This window comes from Actinomadura sediminis, assembly GCF_042675525.1.
Classification (GTDB): domain Bacteria; phylum Actinomycetota; class Actinomycetes; order Streptosporangiales; family Streptosporangiaceae; genus Spirillospora; species Spirillospora sediminis.
Genome location: NZ_JBHTJA010000008.1, coordinates 116,257 through 135,111 on the forward strand (window position 1 = coordinate 116,257; position 18,855 = coordinate 135,111).

Consider the following 18,855-nt stretch of genomic DNA (forward strand, 5'->3'; position numbering starts at 1 on the left):
TCCTCCTGGCCTGGGGGCAGTCGATCCTGGACGCCGCGCAACGGGGACCTCGAACAGGGCCGATAGGCTTCGTGGTGGCCGAAACAACCCCACCGTCCACCCAGGGAGTCATGGTGTCCGCCCGGCTCGTCGTCCTCGTCTCCGGTGCGGGGACCAACCTACAAGCGCTGCTCGACGCGTGCGCGGATCCAGCCTACGGGGCGCAGGTGGTGGCCGTGGGCGCGGACCGCTCCGGGACGGGCGGCGTGGAACGCGCGGAACGGGCGGGGCTGCCGACCTTCGTCCGCCGCATCCCCGATTTCCCGTCCCGGGTGGAGTGGGACGCGTCGCTCACCGAGGCGATCGCCGAGCACGAGCCCGACCTGGTGGTGTCCGCCGGGTTCATGAAGATCCTCGGGCCCCGGTTCCTGGCGGCGTTCGGGGGGCGCACCGTGAACACGCACCCCGCGCTGCTGCCGTCCTTCCCCGGCGCCCACGCCGTTCGGGACGCCCTGGCGTACGGGGTGAAGGTGACGGGCTGTACCGTGCACTTCGTCGACGAAGGCGTGGACACCGGACCCGTCATCGCCCAGGAGGCCGTCTCCGTGGGCTGGCATGACGACGAAGACTCCCTGCACGAGCGCATCAAGCAGGTCGAGCGCAGGCTCCTCGTCGACGTCGTCGGACGCCTCGCCCGCGACGGCTGGACCGCGAAGGGCAGGCGGGTCTCCATGAAATGCACCACATGCAGGGATTCGTCCGACAGTCCGTCCATGAACGAGGGGAGCTCGGCCGAGTGAGTCGGGTGGCGATCAAGCGCGCGCTGATCAGCGTGTACGACAAGACCGGGCTGGAAGACCTCGCCCGGGGCCTGCACGAGGCCGGAGTGGAGATCGTCTCCACCGGCTCCACGGCGGGGCGCATCGCCTCCGCCGGCGTGCCGGTCATGAAGGTGGAGAAGCTCACCGGCTTCCCCGAGTGCCTGGACGGGCGGGTCAAGACGCTGCACCCGAGGGTGCACGCCGGCCTGCTCGCCGACCGGCGCAAGGACGACCACCTCCAGCAGCTCGACGACCTGGGCGTCGAGCCGTTCGACCTGGTGATCGCGAACCTGTACCCGTTCGCCGACACGGTGAACTCGGGCGCGAAGCCCGACGAGTGCGTCGAGCAGATCGACATCGGCGGCCCGACGATGGTGCGCGCCGCGGCGAAGAACCACGCGAGCGTCGCCGTCGTCGTCGACCCGTCCGGCTACGCGGCCGTCCTGGCGGCCGTCGCGGCGGGCGGCTTCACCCTGGACGAGCGGCGCCGCCTCGCCGCCCGGGCGTTCGCGCACACCGCGTCCTACGACGTGGCCGTCGCGTCCTGGTTCGCCGCCGACTACGCGCCCGACGAGACCGCCGAGCGGACGCGGTGGCCCGACTTCCTCGGCGCCACCTGGGAACGCTCGAACACCCTGCGGTACGGCGAGAACCCGCACCAGCGCGCCGCCCTGTACCGCGCGCCGGGCGAGACCGGCCTCGCGGGCGCGGAGCAGCTCTACGGCAAGGAGATGTCGTACAACAACTACGTGGACACCGACGCCGCGCGCCGGTCCGCGTACGACTTCGCCGAGCCCGCCGTCGCGATCATCAAGCACGCCAACCCGTGCGGCATCGCGGTCGGCGCGGACATCGCCGAGGCGCACCGCAAGGCGCACGCCTGCGACCCGCTGTCGGCGTACGGCGGCGTCATCGCCGCGAACCGCCCGGTGACGGCGGAGATGGCCCGGCAGGTCACCGAGAGCTTCGCCGAGGTCGTCGTGGCCCCCGGGTTCGACGACGAGGCCGTCACGGTGCTCAAGGACCGGTTCAAGAACGTCCGCCTCCTCGTCTGCCCGGACGCCCCGAAGGGCGCGACCGAGTACCGGCGCATCGACGGCGGCCTGCTCCTGCAGGGCGTCGACGCCGTCGACGCCCCCGGCGACGACCCGTCCGGCTGGGAGCTGAAGACCGGTGCGGCCGCCGACGAGGCCACCCTGCGCGACCTGGCGTTCGCGTGGCGGGCGGTCCGTTCCGTCAAGTCGAACGCGATCCTGCTGGCCGCCGACGGCGCCACCGTCGGCGTCGGGATGGGGCAGGTCAACCGGGTCGACTCCGCCAAGCTCGCGGTGTCGCGCGCGGGCGCGGAGCGCGCGGCCGCCGCCGTCGGCGCGTCCGACGCGTTCTTCCCGTTCCCGGACGGCCTGGAGGTGCTGACGAGCGCGGGCGTGCGCGCGATCGTCCAGCCCGGCGGGTCCGTCAACGACGACAAGGTGATCGAGGCGGCCGAGAAGGCCGGGATCGCCCTGTACTTCACGGGCGTCCGGCACTTCTTCCACTGACGGGCGCACCGAACGGCCCGGCGGCCCAGGCCGCCGGGCCGTTTTACGTTTCCCCGCGGGTAACCTCGTCGCGGTCCCCCACGGAAGGCACCATGGACACCCTCACGATGCTCATGCTGAGCGCCGTCTCCCAGGCGAACGCCCTCCTGCTGGACGCCCGGCAGGTCATCGGGCTCGTCGCCGCGGCGCTCGCCGCGATGCTCGCCGCCCGGCTCGGCTGGCACGGCACCGACCGCGTCCTCGCCCGCCGCTCCGAGGACGACGCCACCTAACGCAGGCGCGTCCGAGGGCGCCCCCAGCCGCTCGATCGCGCCCCGCGCACGACGGGTACGCCGAACCGCTCCATGACCGGGAACGCCATGCCCCGACGCGACCGTCCGGCAGGCCACTCGGCACCGATTTCCGCGCCCCACCGGCCCGTTACCATGGGTGTTCGCGACTGGCGCGGGCAAGGTGGATCACCACCGGGGAGCGAACGACAGTCCGGACACCGCGCGCCTGGGTGGCCGAGATCAGCCGAGATCAGCGCGGAGGCACACGCATGACGGCACAGATTCTGGACGGCAAGGCGACCGCGGCCGAGATCCGAGCGGACCTCGCCGAACGCGTCACGGCGCTCGGCAAGCAGGGCGTCGCGGTCGGGCTCGGCACCGTCCTCGTCGGCGACGACCCCGGCAGCCACTCCTACGTCGGCATGAAGCACCGCGACTGCGCCGAGGTCGGCATCGAGAGCATCCGCCGCGACCTGCCCGCCGACGCCACCCAGGACGAGGTGGAGCGCGCCGTCGCCGAACTCAACGCCGACCCGGCCTGCACCGGCTACATCGTCCAGCTCCCCCTCCCCAAGGGCCTCGACGACAAGCGCGTCCTCGAACGCATCGACCCCGCCAAGGACGCCGACGGCCTGCACCCCACGAACCTCGGCCGGCTCGTCCTCATGCAGGACGGCCCGCTGCCCTGCACCCCGAAGGGCATCATCGAGCTGCTGCGCCGCTTCGACGTCCCGCTCAAGGGCGCCGAGGTCACCGTCGTCGGCCGCGGCATCACCGTCGGCCGCTCCCTCGGCCTGCTGCTGACCCGCCGCACCGAGAACGCGACCGTCACCCTCTGCCACACCGGCACCCGCGACCTCGCCGCGCACACCCGCGCCGCCGACATCGTCGTCGCCGCCGCCGGCGTCCCCGGCCTCATCACCGCCGACATGGTGAAGCCCGGCGCCGCCGTCCTCGACGTCGGCGTCTCCCGGATCGACGGGAGGCTCGCGGGCGACGTCGCCGACGACGTCCGCGAGGTCGCCGGCTGGGTGGCGCCCAACCCCGGCGGCGTGGGCCCCATGACCCGCGCCATGCTCCTCGCGAACGTCGTCGAAGCCGCGGAACGTTCCCTCTGACCGGGAACACGGCCGCCCTCCGGTGTTGCGCCGCCGATCGGAGGGCGGCCGTGAACGCTAGCTCGCCCGCCTGCCCGCCGTGCTGGGCGCCGGACGGGTGACGTGCGCCGTGCCGTGCGCCGGGCGGCGCGCCTCGGGACGGACGCCCGGCGGCCGGGCGCCGTCCATCGGGGGACGGCCCTGCGGGACGTGCACCGGCGGCAGCGGCCGGACGAGGCCCATCGCGATGACCTCGTTGGCGAGCCGGGTGCGGCGGTTGGGACCCTCGGGGATACGGAACTTCTGGTACAGGCGCAGCAGGTGCTGCTTGACGGCCGCCTCCGTCACCACGAGATCACCTGCGATGTCGCGGGCGGTGGCGGGCGCGACGAACGCCTCGTCCGACAGGGCGGGCCGGCACAACGAGGTCAGCACATCGACCTCGCGCCTCGTGAGCTCCGGCGCGACCGCCCGCCGCAGCTCGACGTCCGGGTCGACCTCCTCCCGGGGGATGCCCCCCATCCGGCACCGCGCGGTGCCGAAGGTGACGACGTCGCCGTCCTCCAGGACGCGGCGTGCGATCGGCCGGCCGTTGACCCGTGTCCCGTTGCGGGACAGGCCCATGTCGACCACGTAGACGTACGGGCCGCGCCGAACGATCTCTGCGTGCAAACGGGACACACTCGGGTCGTCGAGGCGGACGTCGACTCCGCGCCCTCGCCCGACCGTCGTGACGTCGGGGCGCAGCGGCATGACCACACCGCTGTCCTCGATCCGCATGAACGGCCCCTCCACGGCAGTCCTCCCAGCTAGTTAGCGACCCCTGTCGTCCGGGTTACCCGGGCGCCCTGCCGTCACACCCTCCTACTGGCGAGTAGGGTCGATGGCGCAGGGGTTTCGGGCCGCTTCGGCGCCGCCGTGACCGGAATGGGACTACGGTGTGGACATGACCACTCAGGTGCACCGGCGCAGGCGGCGGTCGCCGCGCGGGAGGTCCGCCGCGCCGCACTGGCTCGGCCGGCTGCCGTACCTGATGGTGCTCCTCGGCGTCGCCGCCGGCCTGACGCTGGCGTCCTTCGACTACTTCCGCAAGGGGTCGGGCGTCATCGCCGGCGCCCTGCTCCTCGGCGCCCTCGCCCGCCTCCTGCTGCCCGAGTCGCAACTCGGCATGCTCGCCGTCCGCAGCCGCGCCGTCGACTGCTGGACGCTCGTCCTGCTCGGCGAGATGGTCGCGTTCGTCTCCCTCAGCGTCCCGCCGATGCACAAGACCGGGCTCGTCCTCGCGGGCGCCTTCGGCGTCCTGATCGCGCTCGTGATGGCGGGCCGCGGCCTGCTGCTCCTGCTGAACCGGCGCCGCGCCCGCCCACCCGGATAGCCGCTGCCCTGCGGGTCCGCGCCGGGGGTGAGGTCTAGACCTCCGAACCCGCTCGGATAGCCTAGCCAGTTGAGCCTTACAAGGACTGCTGGCCAGGTGTAGGAAAGGGACAGCAACAGCATGCCCAAGATCAAAGTAGCGGGCCCGGTCGTCGAACTCGACGGCGACGAAATGACGCGGATCATCTGGAAATTCATCAAGGACCAGCTGATCCTGCCCTACCTCGACGTGGACCTGAGGTACTACGACCTGGGGATGGAGCATCGGGACGCCACCGATGACCAGGTCACCATCGACGCGGCCCACGCGATCCGCGAGCACGGCGTCGGCGTCAAGTGCGCCACCATCACCCCCGACGAGGCCCGCGTCGAGGAGTTCGGCCTGAAGAAGATGTGGCGGTCCCCGAACGGGACGATCCGCAACATCCTCGGCGGCGTGATCTTCCGCGAGCCCATCGTCTGCTCGAACATCCCCCGGCTCGTCCCCGGCTGGACCAAGCCGATCATCATCGGCCGGCACGCCCACGGCGACCAGTACCGCGCCACCGACTTCGTCGTCCCCGGCCCCGGCAAGGTGACGATCACCTACACGCCCGACGAGGGCAGCGGCGAGCCCATGGAGTTCGAGGTCGCCCACTTCCCCGGTGGCGGCGTCGCGATGGGCATGTACAACTACGACGACTCGATCCGCGACTTCGCGCGGACGAGCATGCGGTACGCCCTCAACCGCGAGATGCCGCTGTACATGTCCACGAAGAACACGATCCTGAAGGCCTACGACGGGCGCTTCAAGGACATCTTCCAGGAGATCTACGAGACCGAGTTCAAGGCCGAGTTCGAGGCCAAGGGCCTGGAGTACGAGCACCGGCTGATCGACGACATGGTCGCGGCGGCGCTGAAGTGGGAGGGCGGGTTCGTCTGGGCCGCCAAGAACTACGACGGCGACGTCCAGTCCGACACGCTCGCGCAGGGCTTCGGCTCCCTCGGCCTCATGACCTCGGTCCTCATGACCCCCGACGGCAAGACCGTCGAGGCCGAGGCCGCGCACGGCACGGTGACCCGCCACTACCGCCAGCACCAGCAGGGCAAGGCGACCTCCACCAACCCGATCGCGTCCATCTTCGCCTGGACCCGCGGCCTCGAGCACCGCGGCAAGCTCGACAACAACCCCGAGCTCATCGGCTTCGCCCGCAAGCTCGAGGAAGTCTGCGTCGAGACGGTCGAGGGCGGCCAGATGACCAAGGACCTCGCACTCTTGGTCGGGAATGAGACCCCCTTCCTGACCACGCAGGGTTTCCTGGAGGCTCTCGACACCAACCTCCAGAAGAAGATCAACGGCTGAGCCCGTTTCTCCGAACAGGTGAGACCAGCGAAGATCAACGGTTAGTGTTCAATTGAATGCTCCCCGCTACTGGGGGATGGCCGTTGGCCCCGCGACTCGCGGGGATGAAGGACGTGCGTGAAGGCCGTCCCGGGGATCCCGGGGCGGCCTTCCGCGTTTCCGGGCGGACGAACGATGCCGGTGGGCGCACCTGCCCGCCGTCCGTCCGGGCGTCCGGTATAGCCTGCTGGGTGAACTATCTCGACGGCGAGAGATCCCGCGCGGTGGCGCGCCTCTTGGGCGGTCGGGTTCGCAGGGATGGGCCGCCCGGACCTTTCCGGGTGACAGCGGCCCCGTCAGGTCACAGCAGGAGAGAAGAGGCAATGACTCGCACCCCAGTCACCGTCACCGTCACCGGCGCCGCGGGCCAGATCGGTTACGCGCTGCTGTTCCGCATCGCGTCCGGGCACCTGCTGGGCGCGGACGTACCCGTCAAGCTGCGGCTGCTGGAGATTCCGCAGGCGGTGAAGGCCGCCGAGGGCACCGCGATGGAGCTGGACGACTGCGCCTTCCCGCTGCTGCGGGGCATCGACATCTTCGACGACGCGACGCGGGCGTTCCAGGGGGCGAACGTGGCGCTGCTCGTCGGCGCGCGGCCGCGCACGAAGGGCATGGAGCGCGGTGACCTGCTGGAGGCCAACGGCGGGATCTTCAAGCCGCAGGGCGAGGCGATCAACGCCGGCGCGGCGGACGACGTGAAGGTGCTGGTGGTCGGGAACCCGGCGAACACGAACGCGCTGATCGCGCAGCAGCACGCCCCGGACGTCCCGGCGGAGCGGTTCACCGCCATGACCCGACTCGACCACAACCGGGCGCTGGCGCAGCTCTCGAAGAAGGCGGGCGTGTCGGTCGCCGACATCAAGAAGATGACGATCTGGGGCAACCACTCGGCGACGCAGTACCCGGACCTGTTCCACGCGGAGATCGGCGGGAAGAGCGCCGCGGCCGTGGTGAACGACCAGAAGTGGCTCGAGGACGACTTCATCCCGACGGTCGCCAAGCGCGGCGCGGCGATCATCGAGGCGCGGGGGGCGTCCTCGGCGGCGTCGGCGGCGTCGGCGGCGATCGACCACGTGCACACGTGGGTGAACGGGACGGCCGAGGGCGACTGGACGTCGATGGCCGTGGTGTCGGACGGGTCGTACGGGGTGCCCGAGGGCCTGATCTCGTCCTTCCCGGTCACCACGAAGGACGGCGCGTGGGAGATCGTCCAGGGACTGGACATCGACGAGTTCTCGCGCGGCCGGATCGACGCGTCGGTGAACGAGCTGGCGGAGGAGCGGGACGCGGTCCGCAAGCTGGGCCTGATCTGATCTTCTAGCGCACGCACGCCGGGCGGGCCCCGGACTCCTTGCGGGGTCCGGGGCCCGTTCGCGTCGTAATCGATCACGAAACGTCGCAAAGCCTCGCTATGGTGTCCTCCGCTCGTCAGGGGAGATCGGGGAGGTACCGGGTGGCGGATCAGGCTTTCAGGTGGATCTGCGCGGGGTGGTGGATCTGCTGAGCCGCCATCTGTACGCGAGTCCGCGGGTGTATCTGCGGGAGCTGCTGCAGAACGCGGTGGACGCGATCACGGCGCGCGGCGACGGGGGCGGCCGGGTGCGGGTGGAGACCGGCGGCGGGGCGCTGCGGGTGCACGACGACGGCGTCGGGCTGACGGCGGACGAGGTGCACACGCTGCTGGCCACCATCGGGCGGTCGTCGAAGCGGGACGAGCTGGGGTTCGCGCGGCACGACTTCCTGGGGCAGTTCGGGATCGGGCTGCTTTCGGCGTTCCTCGTCGCGGACGAGATCGAGGTGGTGACGCGGTCGGCGCGCGGCGGCGGGGCCGTCCGGTGGACGGGCCGGTCGGAGGGCAGCTACCGGGTGGAGCCGGGCGAGCGGGACGAGCCGGGCACGACGGTGACGGTGCGGGCGCGTCCGGGGGCGGGGGAGCTGCTGAGCCCGCCGGTGGTGGCGGAGCTGGCGCGGACGTACGGGTCGCTGCTGCCGGTCGAGCTGACCGTGGACGGTGTCGCGGTGACGGGGGAGCCGCCGTGGCGGGCGGCGTACCCGGATCCGGCGGCGCGGCGGCGGGCGCTGGAGGCGTACTGCGAGGAGCTGTACGGGTTCACGCCGTTCGATGTGGTGGACGTGGGCGTCGCGGAGGCGGGCCTGACGGGCGTGGCGTTCGTCCTGCCGCAGCCGGTGGCGCCGACGGCGCGGGCGGCGCACCGCGTGTACCTGAAGCGGATGCTGCTGGCGGAGGGCGTCGAGGGGCTGCTGCCGGAGTGGGCGTTCTTCGCGCGCTGCGTGGTGGACGCGGGGGAGCTGCGGCCCACGGCGAGCCGTGAGGCGCTCTACGAGGACGAGCTGCTGGACGCGACGCGGCAGGCGCTCGGGGAGGCGCTGCGGCAGTGGCTGGTGACGCTGGCGGAGACCGATCCGCCGCGCCTGCGGGGGTTCCTGCGGCTGCATCACCTGGGCGTGAAGGCGATGGCGCTGCACGACGACGACATGCTGCGGATCGTCGACCGGTGGCTGGAGTACGAGACGTCGGCGGGCCCGATGACGCTGTCGGAGTTCCGGCGGCGGCATCCGGACGGGCGGTTCACCACGAGCGTGGACGAGTTCCGGCGGCTGTCGGCGGTCGCGGGCGCGCAGGGCGTGGGGCTGGTGAACGCCGGTTACGTGCACGACGCGGAGATCCTCGAGCGGCTCCCGGCGATCGATCCGGACATCGCGACGGCGCGGCTGGACGCGGCGGAGCTGGTGACGACGTTCGGGGTGGTCGACCCGGCCGCGGAGCTGGCGCTGCGGCCGTTCCTCGCGGCGGCGCAGCGGGCGGTGGAGCGGCTGGGCTGCGAGGTGGTGGTCCGCGACTTCGATCCGGCGTCGCTGCCCGCGCTGTTCCTGTCGTCCCGCGACGCGCGGTTCCGGGAGGAGCTGACGCGGGCGCAGGAGGAGGCGGGGGAGCTGTGGGCGGACGTCCTCGGCGCCGTCGGCGGCACCGTCGGGGTCGAGCGTCCGCAGCTCGTGCTGAACCATCGCAACCCGCTGACCAGGCGGATCACCGCGCTCGGCGACGGCGGCCCGGTCGAGGTCGCCGTCCAGGCCCTGTACGGGCAGGCGCTGCTGCTCGGCCACCATCCGCTGCGGCCCGCCGACACGGCCGTGCTGAACCGTTCGTTCATCGGCCTGCTGGAGTGGGCCGTCCACACCCCGGAGGGGCACAGTGAGCGTTGAGGACGTCTACGAGCTGATGCGGCGGGCGGAGGAGCTGCCCTACGGGGAGGCGAGGACCGTCCTGGTCGAGGACGCGCTGCGCCGCGCGGACGCGGCGGGCGATGAGGAGCTGGCGTTCCGGGTGCGGATCGCGCTGACGAACGCGTACCACTACGGCGGGGAGCCCGCGAAGGCGTTCGCGACGTTCAGCCGGACCCTCGCCGACCACGATCGCGACCCGGGCCGGTTCGGGGCGGCGCATTCGCTGCTGTGGCAGATGAAGGCGGTGGTGAACGCGCTCACGAAGTTCCCCGAGATCCCGCTGGACCGGACGTACGCGGTGCTGGACGACATGGAGCGCAGGTACCGCGCGGGCGGGCACAGCCTGCAGGCGGTCTACCACTACCGGTGCGCGGTGGCGCGGCACGTGGGGGACCCGGCGGCGCTCGACTGGTTCGCGAAGTGGCGGGCGGCGGAGCGCGACGAGCTGTCGGACTGCGCGGGCTGCGACCCGACGGGGATGCTGTACCAGTTGCTCGACGCGGGCCGGTACGACGAGGCGCTGGAGGTCGCGGCGCCGGTGCTGAACGCCGAACTGACGTGCTCGGAGCAGCCGCAGGGCGTCCAGTCGGGCCTCATGCAGGTGTATCTGCGGACGGGACGGTACGCGGAGGCCGCGGAGATGCACCGACGCGCGTACCGGGTGCACCGGACGCAGCTCGCGGATCTCGCGGACATCGGGGAGCATCTGGAGTTCTGCGGGCTGACCGGGAACGAGGCGCGCGGGGTGGAGATCGTGGAGCGGCACCTCGGCTGGCTGGACCGGGCGCCGCACCCGCACGCGGCGATGCGGTTCGCGGCGTCGGCGGCGCTGGTGCTGGGCCGGGCGTCGGCGGCGGGGCACGGGGCGGCGACGCTGCGGCGGCCCGCCGCGGGCGTCCGCGCGGCGGCGGGCGTCCCGGTGCTGGCGCTGCGCGCGGAGCTGGCGGCGTTCGCGACGGAGCTGGCGGCCCGGTTCGACGCGCGCAACGGCACGTCGCGGCAGGGCGACAGGGTGCGGGCGATCATCGAGGCGGAGCCGGTCGTGGAGTACGTGCCGCTGGCGGAGCACCACCGCCGCCCGGCGGGCCCGCCGGCCGCCCCGTCCCTGGCCGGGGCCGCCGGGGCGGCCGGGGATGTCGAGGCTGTCGAGGCGATCGACGATCTCGACGAGCTGCTCGACATCACCGACCGGCGCCGCAGCGGCCGCGACATGGACCGGACGTTCGCGGCGTGGCGGCGGTTCGACGCCGTCGCGGAGAAGGTCGAGCCGACGCCGCTGCAGGCGGCCCGCAGGCTGGACGGGCGCGGCGTCGAGCGGGCCGTCGCGGGCGACACGGCGGGCGCGATCGCGGCGTGGGCGGAGGCGGCCCGCCGGTTCGCCGACCTGGACGAGCAGGAGCGGCGGCACCGCACGCTCAGCCGGCTGGGGGAGATCCGCGTCGGCACGGGCGACCCGGACGGGATGGCGGACCTGACGGCCGCCGTCGACTTCTTCGCCGTGCACCCGACCGAGGACGCGTACCTGGTGTCGGCGCTGCTGCGGCTCGCCGACGGCCATCTCGAACAGGACCGGCCCGCGGACGCGCTCGCCGCGCTCGACCGGATCGTCCCCGGGGACGCGCCCGACCGGGACCCGGACGTCGACTTCGTCCGGGCCCGCGCGCTGGTGCTCAGCGGCGAGGCCGCGGCGGGCGCGGAGGCGCTGCGGCGCAGCCTCGACGGGGCCCGCGCGCAGGACGAGCCGCAGAAGGCCGCCGCGGCGGCGCTGATGCTCGCGCAGGTCCTCGGGCGGACCGCCGGCGAGTCGGACGCCGCCTCGGAGGAGATCGTCGCGCTGCTCGACGAGGTCCTCGCCGTGCCGACCGTGGCGGGGCCGATGCGGGCGGCGGCGCACGGGGAGCGCGGCCGGGCGCTGCTGGCCGCCGACCGTCCCGCCGACGCCGTCGCCGACCTGGTGGAAGGCGTCGCGGCGTGGACCGCCGAGGGCCTGCACGAACCGGCCGTCGGCCTGCGGGTCGACCTCGCCGCCGCCTACATGGGCGTCGGCCGGCACCTGGAGGCGGCCGAGGTCGCGGAGGAGGCCCTGGCCGGGGTGGCCGGGGAGGACGGCGACCCGATCGCCGAACGCCGCTGCCGGCTGATCATCGCGCACGCGCAGAAGGAGCTGGGGGAGCCGGGCGCGGCGGACGCGTTCGCCGCCATGGCGGGGCTCGCCGCGCAGGACGGGAACGAGGAGGCGCGGGCGCACTTCCTCGACGAGTCCGGCGAGGTCCTGACGAACCTGGACCGGGACGCCCTCGCCGCCGAGCGGTTCGCGGAGGCCGCCGAGGCGTACGGGCGGGCCGCGAACCCCTACGGCCGGGTGAACGCGCTGCGCCGTGCCGCGATGTGCAGGCTGTGGAGCGGCGACGCCGACGCGGCCGACGCCGGGATCGAGGACGCCCGGGCCGCGCTCGCCGACCTGCCCGCCGAGGACGAACCGGCGCGGATCTGGCACACCGCGCTGATCGCGTTCGACGCGGCCCGCCTGCTCGCGCAGACCGGGCGGCTCCCGGCCGCCGCCGAGCGGGCGTCCGCCGCCGCGGAGGGCTTCCGCTCGCTGGACGAGGAGGACGCGGCCCGCAACGCCGAGGGCCTCCTCGCGCAGATCACCGCCGCGCTCGGCGAGCACCCCGACGACGGCTCCGCGGGCGCCTGACCGGCGCCCGCGTGCCTGCCCGCCGGCCGCCGCCGCTCTCGCCGGTCAGGCGGCGCGGCGGGCACCGGCGGACGGGACGGCGTCCAGGAAGGCGGGCGCCGTCCAGCCGCGGTCGGCGTACGCGGCGGTGATCGCGGCGCGGACGCGGTCGGCGCGGTCGGCCGCGGTGAGGACGATCACCGAGCCGCCGAACCCGCCGCCGATCATCCGGCCGCCGCGGGCGCCCGCGCGCAGTGCGGCGTCCACGGCGGCGTCCGCCTGCGGCCACGACACCTCGAACTGGTCCCGCAGCGACAGGTGCGAGGCGTTCAGCATCGCGCCCAGCTCGGCGACGGCCCCGGCGCGCAGCAGCCCGGCGGCGGCCTCCACCCGGTGGTTCTCGGTGACGACGTGCTGGACGCGGCGGCGCAGTACCGGGTCGCGCAGCGTCCCGAGCGCGCCCGCGAGGTCCTCGACGTCGCGCAGCGCGGGGACGCCGAGCAGCGCCGCGGCCTCCTCGCATTCGGCGCGCCGCCGCCCGTAGCCGCCGTCGCCGATGTCATGGCTCGCGCGGGTGTCGACGACCAGCAGCGTCAGGCCCGCGTCGCCGGGCGCGAACGGGACCGGCCCGGACAGGCCGCTGCGGCAGTCCAGCAGCAGCGCGTTGCCGGGCGTGCACAGCAGCGACGCCGACTGGTCCATGATCCCGCAGGGGGCACCGACCTGCTCGTTCTCCGCCCGCTGCGCCAGCGCCGCCAGCTCCCGGCGGTCGGGGGCGCGGCCGTGCAGGTCGCAGAGGGCGAGGGCGGTCGCGCACTCCAGCGCGGCGGACGACGACAGCCCGGCGCCCGCCGGCAGATCGGCGTCGATCAGCAGGGAGGCGCCGCCCGTCCCGAGGGCGCCGTGCAGGACCCGCGCGACGCCGACCGGGTACGCGGCCCACGCGCGTTCCCGCGGCCAGCCCTCGGCGGTGACCGGGCCGCCGTCCACGGGTGCGGTCACCGGCGCGGCCGACGCCCGCAGGGAGCGGGCCTCGACGATCCCGTCGTCCCGCCGCGCCGCCGCGACCGTGACGCCCTGCGCGAGGGCGAACGGCAGCACGAGGCCGTCGTTGTAGTCGGTGTGCTCGCCGATCAGGTTGACCCGGCCGGGCGCCCGCCAGACGCCGTCCGGCGCCCGCCCGTACGCGCTCTCGAACGCGGCCGCGAGCGGGGCGGCCGCCGGGGGAGCGGTCACCGGGAGCGGATGAAGGTCCAGGCGTCGCCGACCATGGCGCGCAGGTCGTGCTCCGGCTTCCAGCCCAGCTCGCCCCGGATCCGGTCGGACGACGCCACGAGCACCGCCGGGTCGCCCGCGCGGCGCGGCGCGACCTCCGCCGGGATGTCGCGGCCGGTCACCTCGCGGCAGACGTCCACGACCTCCTTCACCGAGTAGCCCGTGCCGCTGCCCAGGTTGTAGATCCGGTGGGCGCCGGGCTCGCAGGCGTCGAGGGCCAGCAGGTGCGCCCGCCCGAGGTCCTCGACGTGGATGTAGTCGCGGATGCAGGTGCCGTCGGGCGTCGGGTAGTCGTCGCCGAACAGCTTCACCGGCTCGGCGCCCTCGCCGCCCGCGGCCTTCAGCACGTTCGGGATCAGGTGGGTCTCGACGGTGTGCCGCTCCCCGAGCGTGCCGTAGGCGCCCGCGACGTTGAAGTACCGCAGCGAGACGCCGCCGATGCCGTGCAGCCGCGCGTACTCGGCGAGCGCCGTGTCGATCGCGAGCTTGGACGCGCCGTACGGGTTCGTGGGCCGGGTCGGGTCGGTCTCCAGGATCGGCGTCGACTCCGGCTCCCCGTAGGTCGCGGCCGTCGACGAGAACACGATCCGGGGGACGCCCGTGACGCGCATCGCGTCCAGCAGCGCGAGGGACTCGCCGAGGTTCTTGTCCCAGTACAGGCCGGGGTTCTGCACCGACTCGCCGACCAGCGACTTCGCGGCGAAGTGCAGCACGGCGTCGAACCCCGCGCCGCCGAGCACGTCGGCGGCCCGCTCCCGCAGGGTGCCGCGCACCAGCCGGGCGCCCGCCGGGACGGCGTCCTCGTGCCCGGTGGACAGGTCGTCCAGGACGACGACCTCGTGGTGCGCCTCCAGCAGCAGTGCGGAGACGACGCTGCCGATGTAGCCGGCGCCTCCGGTGACGAGCAGCTTCACGAACGGCCTCCTCGAGGTGACGGTGGGGCGACGCTGCGGGGGTGCCGTCCAGGCTATCCGCAACCCGAAGCGGGCACCGTCCGGTCCGCGGAACGCCGAATATGATGGGCGGGACGCGCGGGGCGACGTCCCGCGGGCGGTCAGCGGCGCCGCCGGACGCGGCGCCTCCGCAGACACCTGAGAGAATCGGTCCGTGCACATGCCCGAAGCGTTCGACCCCACCACCGCCCCCGCCGCGGCGCCGCGCGTCCTGTCGGGGATCCAGCCCACCGCCGACTCGTTCCACCTCGGCAACTACCTGGGCGCGTTGCGGCAGTGGGTCTCGCTGCAGGACACGCACGAGGCGTTCTACTGCGTCGTCGACCTCCACGCGATCACCGTCGAGCACGACCCGGAGGTCCTGCGCCGCCGCAGCAAGGTCGCCGCCGCGCAGCTCCTCGCGATGGGCGTCGATCCGGAGCGCGCCACCGTCTTCGTGCAGAGCCAGGTGCCCGAGCACGCCGAGCTGGCGTGGGTGCTGGGCTGCCTCACCGGGTTCGGCGAGGCCGGGCGGATGACCCAGTTCAAGGACAAGTCCGCCAAGCAGGGCCAGTCGAACACGACCGTGGGCCTGTTCACGTACCCGATCCTGCAGGCCGCCGACATCCTGCTGTACTCGCCGGAGCCCGGGGACGGCGAGCGCGTCCTGCGGGTCCCCGTCGGCGAGGACCAGCGGCAGCACCTGGAGCTGACCCGCACCCTCGCGAACCGCTTCAACCACCGGTTCGGCGACACGTTCGTCCCGCCGGAGGCGTTCATCCCCGAGGGCGCCGCGAAGATCACCGACCTGCAGGAGCCGACCGCGAAGATGAGCAAGTCGGCGTCGTCCCCGCAGGGGATCATCGACGTGCTCGAGGAGCCCGGCCCGATGCGCAAGAAGATCATGCGCGCGGTCACCGACACCGGCACCGAGGTGGTCTACGACGAGGAGAACAAGGCGGGCGTCACCAACCTGCTGCGGATCTTCTCCGCGCTGGAGGGCACCCCGATCCCCGACCTGGAGAAGCGGTACGCCGACTCCGGGTACGGGCAGTTCAAGAAGGACATCGCGCAGGCCGTCCTCGACACCTTCACCCCCATCCGGGAGCGCACCCGGGAGCTGCTGGCCGACGAGGCCGAGCTGGACCGGCTCCTCGCGCTCGGCGCCGAGCGCGCCGGCAAGGTCGCCGCACGGACGATGGACACCGTGCGCGAACGCGTGGGATTCGTGGGACGTGGCCGCTGACCGGCCCCGCCCGCCCGGCGCCGGCGACGCCGGTTCCGCGGGACGCGCCACGGAGCGGCCGGTCGCGGACCGGCAGATCGCGGACACCTTCGTGGGCGGCATGCGGGCCGTCCCCGCCCACCCGGAGGCCCGCACCATCGGCGTCGCCGTCCCCGTCCCCGAGCCCTTCGGGTCCTGGCTGCAGGCGCGGCGCGCGTCCTACGGCGACCCGCTCGCCGGCGCCATCCCCACCCACATCACCCTGCTGCCGCCGACGGAGGTGGACGCCGCCGCGTTCGGCCTGATCGACCACCACCTGCGGACGATCGCCCGCGCGGAGCACCCGTTCGTCATCCGGCTCCGTGGCAGCGGAACGTTCCGCCCCGTCTCTCCGGTGGTGTTCGTGGCCCTCGCCGAAGGGATCGGCGGCTGCGAACGCCTCCAGGCGCGCGTTTCGTCGGGGCCCCTCGAACGTCCGCTCGCGTTCCCGTACCACCCGCACGTGACGATCGCGCACCACCTGCCCGACGTGGTCATGGACCGCGCGTTCAAGGACCTCGCCGACTTCCGCGCCGACTTCGACGTGTGGGGCTTCGCCCTCTACGAGCACGGCCGCGACGGCGTCTGGCGCCCGCAGCGCGACTACCTCTTCGGCGACGCCGCGATCGGCCGCGAGGGCCCCGACGCCCCGTAGCGCCTCGCGCACCCGAGGCCAGGCCGCCGGGGCGGCACCCGCCGATCGTGCGGGCATCCGGGCGGCGCGACGCGACGTTCGTGCACCGGGCGCCCCCGGGCCGCTTTCGAGCGTGCACGGCCGGGTACGTTGCGCTTATGCGGCAGGTGATCAACAAGGTGCAAAAGCGGGGCGAGGCCCTCCTCAACGACGGTAAAGACCTGTTGCACCGCCAGCGCGCACGCCGGCCCTGGCTGGACCACCAGGTGCGCGCGTTCGCGCGGTACCAGGACCGGCACGGCAACCGCCTGGCCGCCGCCCTGACCTGCTACGGCTTCCTGTCCTTCTTCCCGCTGCTCGCGCTCGCGTACGCGCTGCTCGGTTACCTGGTCGGCGTCAGCGACGAGGTGCGCGGCTACTTCGTCGAGGCGATCGACTCGCTGCTGCCGGGCCTGTCGGAGGAGCTCCAGGTGCGGCAGGTCGCCGAGTCGAAGACGGCCGTCGGCGTCATCGGCATCGCGGGCCTGCTCGTCGCCGGGCTCGGCTGGGTGAACACGCTCCGCGAGTCGCTGCGCGACATGTGGGGCAACGAGCCGGACGGCGGCGGCAACCCGGTCCTGCTGCGGCTGTGGGACGTCGCCGTGCTCGCGCTGCTCGGTGTCATCCTCATCTGCGGCATCGCGACCTCGACCGTGACGACCGCCGCGACCGGGGTCGTGCTCGGCTGGTTCGGCCTCGAGAACGTCACCGGCGCGGGCACCGCCCTGCGGCTGCTCTCGCTGACGATCGCGACGTCGTTCAACGCCATGATCTTCCTGGTGCTGTTCACCCGGCTGACCGGCGCCCGCGCCCCGTGGCGCAGCATCGCGGGCGGCGCGGTGTTCGGCGCGGTCGGCTTCGAGGTGCTCAAGCAGGTCGCGAGCCTGCTGATCAGCCGCACGACCGAGAACCCGGTCTACGCGTCGTTCGCCGTCCTCGTCGGGCTGATGGTGTGGATGAACGTCGCGTCCCGGTTCGTCCTGTACGTGGCGGGCTGGACGGCCACCCGCCGCGTCGTCATCACCGCCGAGGCCGAGGCGGAAGCCTACGACGAAGTCGAACAGGCCGAAGAAGAAGAGCACGCCGCGCAGACCGAGCGGGACGAGCGGGCGGCCGGCGGTGACGAGGCCCGCGACGGCGAGCCCGGTTCCGGCGAGCGCGGGACGGGCGGACGTGCCGGCGGCGCGGCCTACGAGAACGGGTCGTCGCGCCTGCGGCGGCGCAGCACCAGCACGAGCGTCCCGGCCGCGAGCACGGCGCCCGCCGCGCCGCCCGCGACCACGACCCAGGTGCGCGACGAGTCGTCCGAGGCCAGGGGCGCGTCCGGCAGGAGGTTGCCGGACTGATCGGCGGCCTCCTTCTCGGCCCCGACGGGCTCGGCGAGCCTCCCGACCGGCCGCGCCTTGCCCTGCGCCGCGAAGCCCCAGTCGAGGAGCTGCGTGGCGAGTTCGGACGGCTGCACCTCGGCGCCCATCAGCGAGATGTAGACGGTGCGGCCGTTCCGCTGCGCGGCGGCGACGTACGTCTGCTTGGCGGCGATCGTGTAGCCGTTCTTGCCGCCGAGCATCCCCGGGTACTCGTGCCGCTCGCCCGGCAGCAGCCGGTTGTGCGTGTGGATCGGGTAGCCGCCCTTCTTGCCCTGCTCGCGCTGCTTCTTCGTGGGCGGCGCCGGGAAGTCGTGGTCGATCTGGGAGATGTACTCGCGGAAGTCGGCGTTCTTCATGCCCTCCCGCAGGATCAGCACCAGGTCGTACGCCGAGGTGTGCTGCGTCCGGACGTTCAGGCCGAGGTCCTTGTCGAGCCCGTTCGTGGACCCGGCCACCGTGTCGAGCGCGTTGAGCTTGCGGGCGTAGGCGTTCATGTCGGCGAGCGTCTTGGGCACCCCGCCGTTGGCCTCGGCGAGCGCGACCGCCGAGTCGTTCGCCGACATCATCAGCATCGAGTAGAAGAGGTCGGAGACCTTGTACTTCATCTTCGGGGTCAGGCCGACCTTGGTCCCCTCGACGTCGCACGCCGCCTGCGAGGGGCGGACGAGCCGGTCGGCGTCCAGGCGGGGGACGAGCGCCGCGGCGGTCAGCACCTTGATCGTGCTCGCCGGCAGGTGGTGCCCGTGCGCGTCCTTCGCGGCCAGCACGTCCCCGGTGGCGCCGTCGGCGATCAGGTACGACGCCGCCTTGATCTTCGGGAGTTCCGGCACCCCCGGCGCCTCGTCGACGACGATGCCGCGGCTGGCGAGCTGCGGCCCGCCGACCGGGTCCGCGGGCGCGGCCGTCCGCTCCGCCGCCGGACGTCCGGGCGCGGCCCGCGCGGGGACGGGCGGCGC

Annotated in this window: 15 protein-coding genes, 1 pseudogene and 1 riboswitch; of the genes and pseudogenes, 12 read left to right on the forward strand and 4 right to left on the reverse strand. The window is 73.5% G+C overall.

From position 1 onward, the window contains the following. The first annotated feature begins 110 nt into the window (after positions 1-110). The 4 genes from purN (at position 111) to ACFQ11_RS07175 (ending at position 3,731) form a co-directional block, all read left to right on the forward strand. Positions 111-779: a phosphoribosylglycinamide formyltransferase gene (gene purN / locus ACFQ11_RS07160; RefSeq protein WP_378297109.1), complete on the forward strand. Its 669-nt coding sequence runs from the start codon at positions 111-113 to the stop codon at positions 777-779. Further along, positions 776-2,341 carry a bifunctional phosphoribosylaminoimidazolecarboxamide formyltransferase/IMP cyclohydrolase gene (gene purH / locus ACFQ11_RS07165; protein WP_378297111.1) on the forward strand — a complete coding sequence of 522 codons (1,566 nt, stop codon included), beginning with the start codon at positions 776-778 and terminating at the stop codon, positions 2,339-2,341. Before purN ends, purH begins: the two co-directional genes overlap by 4 nt. 92 nt (positions 2,342-2,433) lie before the next feature. Next, positions 2,434-2,613, forward strand: a complete 180-nt coding sequence (locus tag ACFQ11_RS07170; RefSeq protein ID WP_378297112.1) for a hypothetical protein — start codon at positions 2,434-2,436, stop codon at positions 2,611-2,613. A gap of 153 nt (positions 2,614-2,766) precedes the next feature. Continuing rightward, positions 2,767-2,852: riboswitch (ZMP/ZTP riboswitch) on the forward strand. 30 nt (positions 2,853-2,882) lie between these two features. Further along, entirely contained in the window at positions 2,883-3,731 is an 849-nt protein-coding gene (locus ACFQ11_RS07175) for a bifunctional methylenetetrahydrofolate dehydrogenase/methenyltetrahydrofolate cyclohydrolase (RefSeq protein WP_378297114.1), read from the forward strand. Positions 3,732-3,788: 57 nt separating this feature from the next. On the opposite strand, the gene ACFQ11_RS07180 is transcribed toward ACFQ11_RS07175, so the two are convergent. Beyond that, positions 3,789-4,490, reverse strand: coding sequence for an FHA domain-containing protein (locus ACFQ11_RS07180; RefSeq protein ID WP_378297116.1), 702 nt, complete (start codon positions 4,488-4,490; stop codon positions 3,789-3,791). 166 nt (positions 4,491-4,656) lie between these two features. On the opposite strand from ACFQ11_RS07180, the gene ACFQ11_RS07185 reads away from it, so the two are divergent. From ACFQ11_RS07185 to ACFQ11_RS07205, 5 genes are all read left to right on the forward strand, one after another. Then, positions 4,657-5,085 (forward strand): DUF3017 domain-containing protein, encoded by a 429-nt coding sequence (locus ACFQ11_RS07185; protein ID WP_378297117.1) that lies wholly within the window; start codon positions 4,657-4,659, stop codon positions 5,083-5,085. 120 nt (positions 5,086-5,205) lie between these two features. Further along, entirely contained in the window at positions 5,206-6,426 is a 1,221-nt protein-coding gene (locus ACFQ11_RS07190; protein WP_378297118.1) for an NADP-dependent isocitrate dehydrogenase, read from the forward strand. 362 nt (positions 6,427-6,788) lie between these two features. Next, positions 6,789-7,778 (forward strand): malate dehydrogenase, encoded by a 990-nt coding sequence (locus ACFQ11_RS07195; protein ID WP_378297119.1) that lies wholly within the window; start codon positions 6,789-6,791, stop codon positions 7,776-7,778. Between the two features lie 160 nt (positions 7,779-7,938). Next, positions 7,939-9,690 carry an HSP90 family protein gene (locus ACFQ11_RS07200; RefSeq protein ID WP_378297120.1) on the forward strand — a complete coding sequence of 584 codons (1,752 nt, stop codon included), beginning with the start codon at positions 7,939-7,941 and terminating at the stop codon, positions 9,688-9,690. Beyond that, positions 9,680-12,409, forward strand: coding sequence for a hypothetical protein (locus tag ACFQ11_RS07205; RefSeq protein WP_378297121.1), 2,730 nt, complete (start codon positions 9,680-9,682; stop codon positions 12,407-12,409). Before ACFQ11_RS07200 ends, ACFQ11_RS07205 begins: the two co-directional genes overlap by 11 nt. Before the next feature lie 45 nt (positions 12,410-12,454). Here ACFQ11_RS07205 and galK read toward each other — a convergent pair whose 3' ends face one another. Both galK and galE read right to left on the reverse strand, forming a co-directional pair. Continuing rightward, complete coding sequence (gene galK / locus ACFQ11_RS07210; RefSeq protein WP_378297122.1) at positions 12,455-13,624, reverse strand: galactokinase; 1,170 nt, start codon at positions 13,622-13,624, stop codon at positions 12,455-12,457. Next, positions 13,621-14,577, reverse strand: a complete 957-nt coding sequence (galE, locus tag ACFQ11_RS07215) for a UDP-glucose 4-epimerase GalE (protein WP_378297124.1) — start codon at positions 14,575-14,577, stop codon at positions 13,621-13,623. Before galE ends, galK begins: the two co-directional genes overlap by 4 nt. A gap of 199 nt (positions 14,578-14,776) precedes the next feature. Here galE and trpS point away from each other — a divergent pair, with 199 nt between their 5' ends. The 3 genes and pseudogenes from trpS to ACFQ11_RS07230 form a co-directional block, all read left to right on the forward strand. Then, positions 14,777-15,841: a tryptophan--tRNA ligase gene (gene trpS, locus ACFQ11_RS07220; RefSeq protein WP_378297130.1), complete on the forward strand. Its 1,065-nt coding sequence runs from the start codon at positions 14,777-14,779 to the stop codon at positions 15,839-15,841. Further along, complete coding sequence (locus tag ACFQ11_RS07225; protein ID WP_378297125.1) at positions 15,831-16,514, forward strand: 2'-5' RNA ligase family protein; 684 nt, start codon at positions 15,831-15,833, stop codon at positions 16,512-16,514. Before trpS ends, ACFQ11_RS07225 begins: the two co-directional genes overlap by 11 nt. Before the next feature lie 137 nt (positions 16,515-16,651). Beyond that, positions 16,652-17,479: pseudogene (locus ACFQ11_RS07230) on the forward strand (YihY/virulence factor BrkB family protein); the annotation flags it as partial. 242 nt (positions 17,480-17,721) lie between these two features. On the opposite strand, the gene ACFQ11_RS07235 reads toward ACFQ11_RS07230, so the two are convergent. After that, positions 17,722-18,855: D-alanyl-D-alanine carboxypeptidase family protein (locus tag ACFQ11_RS07235; protein WP_378297126.1), on the reverse strand; the 1,134-nt coding region annotated here is incomplete at its 5' end.